Consider the following 12,906-nt stretch of genomic DNA (forward strand, 5'->3'; position numbering starts at 1 on the left):
TTAGATTGGAGTGAGAAAGTATGGCGAAAAAAATGCCTGAAATAGGCGATTATAAGTATGGCTTTGTCGATAAAGACGTTTCTATATACCGAGCAGAACGCGGATTGACAAGAGAAATTGTTGAACAAATTTCGAAAATGAAAAATGAGCCTGAGTGGATGCTGCAATTCCGCTTGAAAGCTTTAGACCATTTTTATAAAATGCCAATGCCTCAATGGGGCGGCGATTTGTCTGCTTTAGATTTCGATGAAATTACTTATTACGTAAAACCTTCTGAACACTCAGGACGTTCTTGGGATGAAGTTCCAGAAGAAATTAAACGCACTTTTGATAAGCTCGGAATTCCTGAAGCGGAACAAAAATATTTAGCAGGTGTTTCTGCCCAATACGAATCAGAAGTTGTGTATCACAATATGAAAGAAGACCTTGAAAAAATGGGCATCATTTTTAAAGATACAGACAGCGCCTTAAAAGAAAACGAGGACATCTTTAAAAAATATTGGGCGACGGTCGTTCCGCCGACTGATAACAAATTTGCCGCTTTAAACTCTGCAGTTTGGTCAGGGGGTTCATTTATTTACGTTCCGCCTGGAGTAAAAGTTGATACGCCTTTGCAAGCATATTTCCGAATTAATTCAGAAAACATGGGACAATTTGAACGGACGTTAATTATAGTTGATGAAGGTGCCCACGTTCATTATGTTGAAGGATGTACGGCGCCTGTCTACACAACTAACTCGCTGCACAGTGCTGTTGTAGAAATCATTGTGAAAAAGGGAGCCTATTGCCGCTATACAACGATTCAAAACTGGGCAAACAATGTGTATAACTTAGTAACGAAACGTGCGGTTTGTGAAGAAAATGCAACAATGGAATGGATTGACGGAAACATCGGTTCGAAATTAACTATGAAATATCCTGCAGTCGTATTGAAAGGTGAAGGTGCACGCGGCATGACATTGTCCATTGCCCTTGCCGGTAAAGGTCAACATCAAGATGCAGGAGCGAAAATGCTTCATTTAGCGCCGAATACTTCATCTACGATTGTTTCGAAATCGATCTCGAAACAAGGTGGAAAAGTAACGTACCGAGGTATTGTCCATTTTGGTCGGAAAGCAGATGGAGCACGTGCAAACATTGAATGCGACACATTAATCATGGATAACCAATCAACTTCCGACACGATTCCATATAATGAAATCCTAAACGATAATATATCTTTGGAACATGAAGCAAAAGTATCGAAAGTATCTGAAGAGCAGCTGTTTTATCTCATGAGCCGCGGCATTTCTGAAGAGGAAGCAACCGAAATGATCGTTATGGGATTCATTGAACCATTCACAAAAGAGCTGCCAATGGAATACGCCGTTGAAATGAACCGCCTCATCAAGTTTGAAATGGAAGGAAGTATTGGATAATCCTTATAATACTAAGGGGGTGTCTAATAAGTCGTTTTTACGGCTTATTGACGCCCCCATTAATGTTTTAGAAAAGTTGATATATCGGTGTTTATAATTTTTTGTTTTCAATGGGGATTTGACTTTCTGGACAGACCCACAATTCACCCACAAAAATTAGATATTCATGTTTGTATACCGTTAATACAACTCCAGTGCCTCGTCCTCAATTTTCTTGGTCACATGGAGATATGTGTCAGCGGTTATTTTTATGCTTTAGTATCTTAATCTTTCGCTCCAGCTAAAGGAGAGCATCATGTAAAGAAAAAACAGGGAGTTTGCATGTTTGCACACTTCTGTGGAGGTCACAAGCAGGAAACGTCACTCACCGGACTATTTCTAAAGTTTACATTGCATAACAGCTTTTCCCCAATGCCAATAGTGGCTGTGAGAAAGAAGAATCAGAAGGCTTTAAAATTTCGCTTGCCCCTCTCCTCTAGAACACCATAAATGATGGCTTACGTTTTTCTATGAGGCTTGAACATCTTCTCATACAAAATATAAAACCGAGCCGCAAATCATTGCAAGGAGAATAAAAGATAACAAGAAAAATAATGGATTGATAAAACCAAATGCTATATTATTTGCAGTAATTTCATCTCCTAATAAAAATTCATCATATTAGGAGTATAAGATGTTGGCCAAATATAACTGTTCCTAAAATATATAATTATGGAGTACAAGAGAAACAATCACGGCTTCTTTCACGATCTTTAACACAACCACCTCAATACATATGTATTGCGCGTCATTTTCTGAAGCCGCATCCTTTTTAATGAGATCCTTTCATAAAGAAGAAGCAAACTCATTTATACGATCAAAATCAGTAGCGTTGCATAAAAAAATTTAATGTTTGTCAAGCTCAATAAAAATTCCAGTTATTTCATGTAACTGAATATTCAGACATACAATCTTTCTAAGCAAGCTTAAAAGGACAATGACGTCTTAATCGGCAGTCCATTTCCACAATTTGGTAATATATTACAGAAACATTGGATCATAAACTAAATCGTCTAGGTGTTCCACCTCCCCTTCTTCAAATTGGTACACGATGGTTTCAAAATCTTTTTCCCAATGGTATTTTTTCCGACCGTTGGACGTTCGAATTGGCTTTTTAAAAAGGGAGCGAACAAAACAGTCAAAACCTTTAAAAAGCAGATTCTGTAAAGTTCGCTTGATCTCTAATAAAGGACCATCGTGATTCACTTTTAATTGGAGCATGGCCTGTAAGCAATAGGTGATTAGGGCGATCCAAATTTGATTGTAAACGGCATTTTGACTTTTTCCATAAAATCTTTTTATCTTAAGGTGCTGTTTCATCCATTTAAAGAAGGTCTCTATCTTCCAGCGATATCGGTATAAATCTGCAATCTCTTCCGCAGAAAGATCAAAGCAATTGGTTATGATGATCACGGGATTCCCTTCGCTGTCGACCGTTTCGATCAATCGGAGAGGATGAGTCATTTTGGTATGATTACGGTCATTTCCTAAAATGACAATCTGATCCCTATAAATCAAACGTTCTGGATTGGGAATCCGTTCCGATAAAACTTCAATCTCTGCGTTCTTTTTAAGCCGGGTAATGAATCGCACCCCTTCTCGGCATAAGCGGTCGAACTGTTTGTAATCGACATACCCTCGATCAAACAAGTAAATCGCATTTGGATCGATTTCAATGAGTTCGTCCATCTGTGTGCGATCGGCATGTTTCGCGGGTAAGATAATCCCTTGATCCGGAACAGTGATATCCTTCGTTACAACAACCTTTAAATGGAGTCGAACACCAGCCTTTGTCTTACGAAAAGTTGCCCATGGATATTGGCTCAAACTCATGCTCATCGTGGTAGAATCAATGACCAGAAGACGACCAATGTTTCGGATGATCGGGGCATTTTTCATTTGCCCTTGGATCTTTAAGACCAGATATTTAAATACTTTTTCAAACAGTTGAGGGGATAATTGGCCTAATTTGCGAGAAAGTTGCGAAGTACTAATTGCATCAAATTCCAGATATGTCTGCAACTCTTCCTTGTCTTTCAAATGTTTGGCCAATTTTGTTAAGCTTTCCAATTCGTTTAACTGAGCGATGATACAAAGTTGTAAAAACTTATACGCCGTTAATTTTTTAATGTATTTGTCAACGTCAATCACATTAATTAGTTTTGAAAAAGTTATTGGATCGATCTCTTTAAATAGTTCATTTATTGTGGATTCTGTGGTATTCTTATCCATAATGGTTTCTCCTTATTCTTAGGATTTGGATAGGACTGCCAATCCTAATTATAAGGAGTTTTTTTATATCCAAAAAGATGAAATTTAACATAAATAAAATTGGGCTTGACAAATTAAAATTAACTTAATGCAATGCTACTGGATCAAAATATATTTAGCCCCTAAGCGATAATTTACCTATTAAAATCCCATGTCCATTCCCAAAACTTACTACCTTGGGCTACTATAAAGTAATCAAACCATTTTTCAAAAGTCAGGTTTAGAAACCCAAACGGATCGTCCAAACTTCCGCCGTTGTCAAGCCAATAAAGATATCCTTTTCTTTCGGGAGCTAAAGCTATAATGAGCCGGCAGCCATCGTAGCCATATCCAATAGGAAACCAATCTGAAGGATAATCAATATATTGATAATCCTCTAGTATCTCTTCGATAGATAATAATTGCAGTCCACCTCCGTTTTCAGGATCATCAAATAATGTAGCACCATTACATATTTTCAGAAAGTCTTCATAGTCACTAGGAATATTAAAAGGCAGCTTCTTGATTTCTTCTTCTGTTGCAGGGGGATTGAAACGAAATTGTAGTTTTCCTAAAAATCCTTCTTCATTTTGAACAACCAGCATATTCTTTTCATCTAGTCTTTTATTCAAAGCATCTAAAGTCATTTTGATTCGTACTGACATGTTGTGGCTATCACTCCTTTTATCATTCATCCAACAAGGACTAACAATCTTTCTGTGGAAATCCTTTTACAGTTGTATGAGGTTACTAAAATTGTAGAATACGGTGTATTTTATCATTTGGCCAAACTGTGCTCTTATATGCCTGAATCCGTGACAAAACATCTTTACAATGGTCGCAAACCGTTGATACGATAAGGGAAAACGACGTTGACGATTCTTCATCAAGTAGGTGATGTGATGAAAGATTTCCCGATTCGGTTTGTATTGACAGATGAAGCGATTACCCCAAGTGCTGGGCTTGCTCTCGTTGGCTACTTACTCCATCGAACGAAACTGGATAAACGGGTAAACGCACTTCGGCTTCCAACGGTTCGTCGAGAAGTGCACATTTCCCATAGCGATGTCATTCGCTCGATGATTGGCTTGCTTGCCACAGGAAAAACGGATTTCGATCATATCGAAGCGTATCGTCAGGACGATATCTTTTCGGCATCGATGGGGATTCAGCACGTGCCTTCCTCTCCAACCTTGCGACAACGACTCGATCAGCTCGCTTGTCTTCCGATGACCGAAACGATTCTTTGGGAGGAGTCCATACGTCTGTTGATTCAACGACATGCCACTTTGTCCCCTTGTTGGACCAAAGGAAAGACGACATGGCTTCCCCTTGATATAGATGGTTCCCCATTTGACAACTCCGATACGAAAAAAGAAGGAGTCAGTCGAACGTATAAAGGATTTGACGGTTTTACACCGTTGTTTGCGTATGCAGGGAAGGAAGGGTATCTCGTTCATGCCGAGTTGCGTCCAGGGAAACAACATGTGCAAGACAACATGCCCTCGTTTTTAGTCACCGCTATCCGTCGAGCTCGTCAACTGACTTCATCTCGTCTGCTTGTTCGCATGGATGCAGGAAACGATGCAGAAGCGAATGTGCACGTATGCCTAAAGGAAGACGTGGACTTTGTCATCAAGCGAAACTTACGCCGAGAATCGAAAGCGCTTTGGTTCCAGATCGCTTCGCAAAAGGGCAAACGTGTCGATGATGGACAAAGCGAAGGAGTACAAACCTATGAGCTATGCCTTCCACAGAAGGCAGCGATCGATGGAAACACGTATACGTACGTTCAAGTCACCCAAGTGACGGAACGGACGATGGAACGCAATGGACAGCTGATGCTCGTTCCTGATTATGAAGTGGAAAGCTATTGGGTGCGGCTCAAAGGATACGAGCATGTTCGAATGAGCGATGTGCTCGCGTTGTATCATGACCATGCGACATGCGAACAGTTTCATAGCGAACTGAAGAGCGACTTAGATTTAGAGCGGCTTCCATCTGGGAAGATGAAAACGAATGCGCTCGTGTTGGTCATGGGAGCCTTCGTTTACAATCTTCTTCGTCTGATTGGACAAGATCTATTAAGCGATCCGAGACATCCGTTGCACCACAAAGTGAAACGCCGCCGCATCAAGACGATTATTCAGACGGTGATCACGATGGCAGGGCGACTCGTCCGTCGATCACGACAGATCTGGATGAAACTGACGCGAAGGAGTGGCTATAGCGAGCCCCTACTGAACGTCTATCAGAAATGGAGAGAGGTAAGATAACGAACGAATGTTCGATCACTGATGTCCAACGTCACTCCCTGGGCTTTTTTGTCTATTTTTTTGGTTCGTATACCTAAAACAGAGATTTGTTCCATTTTCGGAAATAGAGATGACATAGGTCATAAGCATAAAAGGGGTTTATGGATTATCAATCCATCAAAATTACAACAAAATCAAAGTCGATTTCAATTCATCACGGATTCAGGATATGTTTATTATACCATTTTCTGTAATTTTTCTATCTGAAGTAGTCCAATTGGCAGCATCAGCTTTTTCAAGTTGTAAATGATGAATCTGTGAATTATTTCCTGATCATAGATCCTTATAACATCTTTACTTTACCTGTTTTTTCGATCAGCAACTGTACAGGATGAGATATTTGAACTTTTTTGTTGCAAAACTCTTTATTTTTATTGTTGTTATAAATACAATGTCCAAAAATACTGCCAGCCTTTTATAACAAAAAAATGCTTAAATCGTGAATCTTTTTCGATGCTGTATTATGATGAGTATATAAAGACTACATTGATAGGAGTAAGAAATGATTTACATAGGCTTGACAGGTTGGGGAGATCATGATTCTCTCTATCCATCCGGAACATCATCGAATGATAAATTAACGATTTATGCAGGACATTTTCCTGTTGTTGAGGTCGATTCCACTTTTTATTCGATACAGCCTGAGAAAAACGTTCGAAAATGGGTGAACGAGACGCCCCAAAATTTTCAATTCATTGTAAAGGCGTATAAAGGAATGACTGGACACGAAACAGGCTTAGGATCTTTCGAAAGCCGCTCAGAAATGTTCGCTGCTTTTTATAAAATGATTCAGCCCTTTCAAGAAGCGAATAAATTGGCAATGGTTCTTTTTCAATTTCCCCCTTGGTTTCACTGCAAAAGAGAAAATGTTGATTTCTTGCGATGGTGCAAAGAGCAAATGAAGGATGCCCCTTGTGCACTAGAATTTCGCCACCGCTCCTGGTTCCTTCCTACATATTATGAAAAAACGCTTCAATTCATGGAGAAGGAAGGGTGGATTCACACCATTTGTGATGAGCCGCAGGCAGGGGAAAATTCAGTTCCGACCGTATTATATTGCACGAATAGAGAAAAGACCTTGGTAAGATTTCATGGACGAAATGTTCATGGATGGCTGAGGCCAAAAGAAGGGAATTGGCGTGAAGTACGATATTTATATAGATATAATGAACAAGAGCTTGATGAATGGAAAGGACACATAAAAATGCTGAAAAAGCAAACTAAAGATCTCTATCTCATTTTCAACAACAACTCGGGCGGAGACGCGGCGGACAATGGAAAAGAACTGATGAAAAAGTTAGGAATTACATATCATGATTTAGCGCCAAGGCAGCTTGATTTATTTGAGTGTTTTGAAAAGTATCCCACTGAAGGAGAGAGCGACTTTGATTGAGACGGTTCATATATATCATACGAATGATCTGCACAGTCATTTTGAAAATTGGCCGAAAATCGTTCATTATCTAAAAACAAAAAAACATATTCATAAAAGTAAAAACGAAACTGTTTTTTTATTCGATATCGGCGATCACGTCGATCGCTTTCACCCAATTACTGAAGCGACCGGGGGAGTCGCAAATGTTGAGCTGCTGAATCATTTAACTCCAGATGCAATAACGATTGGAAATAATGAAGGAATTACTCTTCCTTTTGAAGCATTGGATCGGCTGTATAATCATGCACAATTCCCTGTCATTGTGTCTAATTTATTTTACTTAGACGGTACTAGACCAAAATGGGCAAAGCCTTATGTGATTAAACATTTACAAAATGGAGTCCGAATCGGTATTTTAGGCGTAACGGTTTGCTTTGAGCAATTTTACCGTCAGTTAGGGTGGATGATAACAGAACCGATGGCAAATATAAAAGAAACATTGGAGGAAATCCGGGGCAAAGCAGATGTTATCATTCTTTTATCACACCTTGGAATATCCGATGATGAATGGATTGCTCAACAATTTCCTGATATCGATGTTATATTAGGAGCCCATACACATCATGTGCTTGATCGTGGAAAGCTTGTAGGCAATACGCTTTTGGCGGGAGCAGGAAAGTTTGGACAGTGGCTTGGACATATTGAACTTAAGATCGACTCTGCTCAAAAGAAGCTGGTAAATAAAAAAGCGGAGATTATTGAAACGAAAACGATTGAAAAAGAAGATGTTTTTACTATAAAGTGGCTTGATCAAAAAAAAGCTGAAAGTGCTCAAAAACTTAACGAAGCTGTTGTGGAATTAAAAGAAGAATTACGGATTGATTGGTTTTCAGATTCACCATTTGCAAAACTGTTGGCTTCCGCTTTAAAAGAATGGTGCGATGGGGAAGTTTCCATGGTGAATGCCGGAGTATTGCTTGAATCGCTTCCGAAAGGACTCGTCACAAAAGGCGATTTGCACCGGATTTGTCCTCATCCGATTAATCCTTGTAAAATCATGGTTCAAGGCGATCAATTAAAAGAAGTTATTTTACAAGCACGGACAAAAGAAATGGAGCAATTGAAGCTTAAAGGATTAGGCTTCAGAGGCAAAGTAATGGGGCGTATGGTTTTTGACGGCATTGAAACGGTCATGGAAACGTTGGAAGATGGCAAGGAACATGTGAAAAAGATCTTTGTAAATGGAAAACATCTTGATCAAAATCATGTGTATGCAGTGGCAACTATTGATATGTTTACATTAGGTCCATTATATCCGCAATTAAGCCGTGTAAAGAATAAAATATACTTCATGCCTGAATTGCTAAGAGATGTACTTGCTTGGAAATTATCGAAACAGTTCCTGCAAATCCATCAATAAATTTTTGTCAACATCACCTTTCCTTTCATAAAGTGAAGTAGGGAAGGAGGGTATTTTATGGTATCTGTATCGCCGGTTAAAATTGGTGATCATCAATTTACCGCCATTACCATTCAGCTGCCAAAAACGAATTTCATGGCTGTTACAGCCGAAAAAGGTTATATTATGTGCGGTGCGCTTGATGTAGCCTTATTGAATGAAAAATTAAAAGAGAGAAAAATTATTGCCGGCCGCGCTGTCGGAGTGAGGACAATTGAGCAGCTTCTTGAAGCCCCATTGGAATCAGTCACAACAGAAGCGGAGGCAATTGGCATTAAAGCAGGGATGACAGGCAAAGAAGCACTATTGAAAATGGTAGAAAAATAAAAAACAACCATTATCTTTTTATAAAAGAATGATTATTGCTCATCTATAGTGTACAGATGAAAGAAGTTTCCAAAACGTACCATCTATGAATTTAAATAAGATGTATTCCTTAATGGATTTTTTTTCAACAGACATGAAAAAGTATTTTCTATCATTTGATCAGCGATATAGTCGCAAGTAATTGCCATTCAGTCGAGTAAAAAACATAAAATTGATTCATAAAGAGCCCGTTCCTGAGTTGGTGCGGGCTCTTTATTTTGTGCGCCCGGCATGTATATGAACTATAGGGTGTAAGTCCCGAACCCCGAAGACAGAAGTAGAGGTTAGCCAAGAGCAAGGGTGTCCGTGGTGACGCGGAATCTGAAGGAAGCTGGAGGCAAAACACCGGTCCGAGGAACACGAACCTCATATAAGGCTAGGTATGATTGAGTGAGTTTGCAAAACAAAACAAAGCTCTTTCTGTCGAAGGTCATATCGAGTAAATGAGGCGGATAGATGGTGTGAAAGTGCATGTACTTACCCGGGGAGGTCTGGTGGATATGTGAAGTACGCTTCATAACCTACTTAGTGATAAGTAGCTGAACCGTCAGAAGTCAGCAGAGGTCATAGTATTAGTTGGTCTAGAACAACTAAGAAGGACCGAACAATTAAGAGAGAATAGCCCTTGGCATTCAGTGAGTCATGATGAACACAGAAAACGTAGTACCTCACTTGAGGGAGGAAGCGGTGAATCCCGTGGGAGACCTCTTGGAGGGTGGAGTGACCACTGGCATAAAGAGAACAGCTATTCACGGAAGTTATGAAAACTTGCGTCAATTATCTTAATTGAACCGCCGTATACGGAACCGTACGTACGGTGGTGTGAGAGGACGGGAGTTAATCGCTCCCTCCTACTCGATTTTTCTTTTTGCCATTCAAGCCGTTCCCATAGTTTTAAATGCGGATAAGGGTCAAAAGACCACTCGGTTTTACCGTTGTCTTTATACATCCCGTAATGCAAGTGCGGCGGGAATTTGCCAGATGTTCCTGGAGGGCCGTAGCCGCTGCTTCCGACAGAACCGATGATTTGCCCCGGTTTTACGATTTGTCCAACGTGAATGTCTTTGGCAAAGCCGTTTAAATGTGCAAAATAATGGTACGTATTCTGAATGTCCCGAATACCGATTCTCCAGCCCCCATAGCGATTCCAGCCTTTCATTTCGACAATTCCGTAGCAAGTGGAACGAACCGGTACGCCATAATGTGCAAATATATCTGTGCCTTCATGAATTCTCCGGCCGCCCCATCCGCGCGCATCTCCCCATGTGTCACGGTAGCTGTAATCAGTTCTGACGGGAAGAGGAAAAGCATGCTCGTTTAATTGCAGATGCCCGAAATGTTTGAACAATTTCATATGACCTAAAATAATTCCGACCGTTTTATCACGGTGATAATAAGACCATAAACCAATTTTTAAATTTTCTATATCATTACCATATTTTGATAAAAAATGTGCAAAACTATATAAGACATCTTCATCATGATCCATTTGCGCTTTGCCGTCGCCGTTTCCATCCATTCCGATTCCCCCAAATAGCTGAATGCTAACCGGATTTTGGTCGTTCAAATTCGGATTGGCTGTCCCAGCCCATTTATCAGGAGGAATGTAAATGCCAATAACTCCTTTTTGTTTTGGGATATCATTTTTTATTTTTCTGACGTTTCGTTCGTATTGGTCGCACGCAGCCAATACATACCAAGGAATCTGGGTGATGGCTTCCACCTTTTTATACAGGCTCATTCGCAAATGATTTATTTGTTGTTCAGTTAATTGACTGGACGCATTGGCATGGCTGGAAAATAAAGATAAAAGTGCAGCCAATAATAACATTTTTCTGAGAACCACAATTGATAAACTCCTTTCCATCATGTCATGTCTTAGTGTAAGAAAAAAGTAAAGTTTCAATGGCTGGAAATTGAAGGAATATAAAATTCCTTTTTCTTGTCCAATATCTTTCATTATGTTAAATTGACTATAGTGTATCATCTTTATTTTTTTAATGATTACATATTGGAGATGATGAAAAATGGCTCAAAAAGAAGAAAGTTTACGAAAACCTGAATGGCTTAAAATAAAATTAAATACAAACGAGAATTACACAGGGTTAAAAAAATTGATGCGCGAGCAAAAGCTTCATACGGTTTGTGAAGAAGCGAAATGCCCCAATATTCATGAATGCTGGGCAGTGAGAAGAACGGCAACATTTATGATTTTAGGAAGCGTTTGTACACGCGCATGCCGCTTCTGTGCAGTGAAAACAGGACTGCCAACCGAGCTTGATTGGCAAGAGCCGGAGCGTGTAGCGGATTCCGTCCGCATTATGAACTTAAAGCATGTTGTCATCACTGCAGTTGCCCGTGATGATTTGAAAGATGGCGGAGCAGCCGTTTTTGCTGAAACGGTTCGTGCTGTGCGCAAAAAAAATCCATTTACTACAATAGAAGTTCTTCCATCTGACATGGGCGGAGTGTACGAAAATTTAAAAACATTAATGGATGCTAAACCTGATATTTTAAACCATAATATTGAAACTGTTCGGCGCTTAACCCCAAGGGTTCGCGCTCGTGCAACCTATGAACGTTCTTTGGAGTTTTTGCGGAGAGCAAAAGAAATCAATCCGGATATTCCGACAAAATCAAGCATTATGATCGGGCTTGGGGAAACGAAAGAAGAAATTATCGAAGCGATGGACGACCTTCGTGCAAATCATGTTGACATCATCACAATCGGACAATATTTGCAGCCTACGAAAAAACATTTAAAAGTTCAAAAATTTTACCATCCAGATGAATTTGCAGAATTAAAAGAAATTGCTTTGTCAAAAGGATTCAGCCATTGCGAGGCAGGTCCGTTAGTCCGTTCGTCTTATCATGCTGATGAACAAGTAAATGAGGCAGCCAAACAGCGGCAGGCAAAAGCTTAAAGCCACAGAGCCGTCAAGAATTTCTTGACGGCCCGTTTTAATAAAAATAGGTAAATAACCTCTAAAAAATTCACCTATGCATCAACGTTTATTTCATTGATCTTTTATGTCGTGATCAATACTTTCGTTCATTTCTCCGAATCCTTCGCCATTTGCATTTTCACCAGCATTCAATTTTCTTCCTTGGGGAGACTTTAACATGCGCTGAATGGTCTGGTTTAAATTGCGGTTAATATTTGGAGACTCTCCATCAAGAGTGCTGTATGATTCGATTTCTTTAAACAGATTAGGATTATCGGTTACATAAATATGAAAATAACGCGGAACAATGGATGCAGCTGTCTTTTTCACTTGGTCAGCTGTTTCAAATTTGTTGTTTGAATCGGTTTTATACGCTATAAGAACTTCTTCATCTGTTACGAGCGTAGCAGCATCATGAACATTTGGAAGCTGGACGGCAAGCCTTCCGATTACGTCTGCTAATTGTTCCCGATTGATGACAGGAGTTTTTACTGTGGCTTTCTCTATTCCGGCTGTTGGACTTTTTTGATGCCGGACATATCCAAAGCTGTCTGAATCTTTATTGCTGTTATAATTATCATTTCTTTCTGCCACGTTTACCGTATTCCCGTTTTCATTATATAGACCTTTTCCTTCTTGATCATATTGGCACCCGCTGGCTGCAAGCGCAGCTATGATAAAAGGAGTAAAAAGCCTTTTTTTCATTTCAGCACCTCCTTATAATTTTAGGATTGCCGCT

General features: G+C 39.7%; 10 protein-coding genes. 6 read left to right on the forward strand and 4 right to left on the reverse strand.

Annotation, left to right across the window (positions count from 1 at the left end; translation table 11 throughout):
- The first annotated feature begins 20 nt into the window (after positions 1–20).
- Complete coding sequence (gene sufB, locus NSQ71_RS04370; RefSeq protein ID WP_063386926.1) at positions 21–1,418, forward strand: Fe-S cluster assembly protein SufB; 1,398 nt, start codon at positions 21–23, stop codon at positions 1,416–1,418.
- 1,020 nt (positions 1,419–2,438) lie between these two features.
- Here sufB and NSQ71_RS04375 read toward each other — a convergent pair.
- Both NSQ71_RS04375 and NSQ71_RS04380 read right to left on the reverse strand, forming a co-directional pair.
- Entirely contained in the window at positions 2,439–3,689 is a 1,251-nt protein-coding gene (locus tag NSQ71_RS04375) for an IS4 family transposase (RefSeq protein WP_339192832.1), read from the reverse strand.
- Positions 3,690–3,862: 173 nt separating this feature from the next.
- Positions 3,863–4,372, reverse strand: coding sequence for an SMI1/KNR4 family protein (locus tag NSQ71_RS04380; RefSeq protein WP_340733076.1), 510 nt, complete (start codon positions 4,370–4,372; stop codon positions 3,863–3,865).
- Between the two features lie 237 nt (positions 4,373–4,609).
- Between NSQ71_RS04380 and NSQ71_RS04385 the strand changes: the two genes are divergently transcribed.
- From NSQ71_RS04385 to NSQ71_RS04400, 4 genes are all read left to right on the forward strand, one after another.
- The gene (locus NSQ71_RS04385; protein WP_339195758.1) at positions 4,610–5,983 is read left to right on the forward strand and encodes an IS1380-like element ISGsp2 family transposase; all 1,374 of its coding nucleotides are present in this window, start codon (positions 4,610–4,612) and stop codon (positions 5,981–5,983) included.
- 541 nt (positions 5,984–6,524) lie between these two features.
- Positions 6,525–7,415, forward strand: a complete 891-nt coding sequence (locus NSQ71_RS04390) for a DUF72 domain-containing protein (protein ID WP_066249206.1) — start codon at positions 6,525–6,527, stop codon at positions 7,413–7,415.
- Positions 7,408–8,817, forward strand: coding sequence for a bifunctional metallophosphatase/5'-nucleotidase (locus tag NSQ71_RS04395; RefSeq protein WP_066249209.1), 1,410 nt, complete (start codon positions 7,408–7,410; stop codon positions 8,815–8,817). Before NSQ71_RS04390 ends, NSQ71_RS04395 begins: the two co-directional genes overlap by 8 nt.
- Positions 8,818–8,874: 57 nt before the next feature.
- The gene (locus NSQ71_RS04400) at positions 8,875–9,183 is read left to right on the forward strand and encodes a YunC family protein (protein ID WP_063387095.1); all 309 of its coding nucleotides are present in this window, start codon (positions 8,875–8,877) and stop codon (positions 9,181–9,183) included.
- A gap of 784 nt (positions 9,184–9,967) precedes the next feature.
- Here the strand turns inward: NSQ71_RS04400 and NSQ71_RS04405 are convergent.
- Positions 9,968–11,053: a M23 family metallopeptidase gene (locus NSQ71_RS04405; RefSeq protein ID WP_340734403.1), complete on the reverse strand. Its 1,086-nt coding sequence runs from the start codon at positions 11,051–11,053 to the stop codon at positions 9,968–9,970.
- A 196-nt stretch (positions 11,054–11,249) separates the two neighbouring features.
- Between NSQ71_RS04405 and lipA the strand changes: the two genes are divergently transcribed.
- A complete protein-coding gene (gene lipA, locus NSQ71_RS04410; protein WP_063387093.1) occupies positions 11,250–12,146 on the forward strand; it encodes a lipoyl synthase in 897 nt (298 codons plus the stop codon).
- Positions 12,147–12,239: 93 nt separating this feature from the next.
- On the opposite strand, the gene NSQ71_RS04415 is transcribed toward lipA, so the two are convergent.
- Entirely contained in the window at positions 12,240–12,872 is a 633-nt protein-coding gene (locus NSQ71_RS04415) for a YhcN/YlaJ family sporulation lipoprotein (protein WP_094245251.1), read from the reverse strand.
- Positions 12,873–12,906: the final 34 nt, after the last annotated feature.

It is taken from the genome of Aeribacillus sp. FSL M8-0235 (assembly GCF_038000355.1).
GTDB lineage: Bacteria > Bacillota > Bacilli > Bacillales > Aeribacillaceae > Aeribacillus > Aeribacillus composti.

Coding starts and splice junctions, on each gene's coding strand:
- sufB (WP_063386926.1), top strand. CDS start 21: ATGGCGAAAAAAATGCCTGAAATAGGCGATTATAAGTATGGCTTTGTC.
- NSQ71_RS04375 (WP_339192832.1), bottom strand. CDS start 3,689: ATGGATAAGAATACCACAGAATCCACAATAAATGAACTATTTAAAGAG.
- NSQ71_RS04380 (WP_340733076.1), bottom strand. CDS start 4,372: ATGTCAGTACGAATCAAAATGACTTTAGATGCTTTGAATAAAAGACTA.
- NSQ71_RS04385 (WP_339195758.1), top strand. CDS start 4,610: ATGAAAGATTTCCCGATTCGGTTTGTATTGACAGATGAAGCGATTACC.
- NSQ71_RS04390 (WP_066249206.1), top strand. CDS start 6,525: ATGATTTACATAGGCTTGACAGGTTGGGGAGATCATGATTCTCTCTAT.
- NSQ71_RS04400 (WP_063387095.1), top strand. CDS start 8,875: ATGGTATCTGTATCGCCGGTTAAAATTGGTGATCATCAATTTACCGCC.
- NSQ71_RS04405 (WP_340734403.1), bottom strand. CDS start 11,053: ATGTTATTATTGGCTGCACTTTTATCTTTATTTTCCAGCCATGCCAAT.
- lipA (WP_063387093.1), top strand. CDS start 11,250: ATGGCTCAAAAAGAAGAAAGTTTACGAAAACCTGAATGGCTTAAAATA.
- NSQ71_RS04415 (WP_094245251.1), bottom strand. CDS start 12,872: ATGAAAAAAAGGCTTTTTACTCCTTTTATCATAGCTGCGCTTGCAGCC.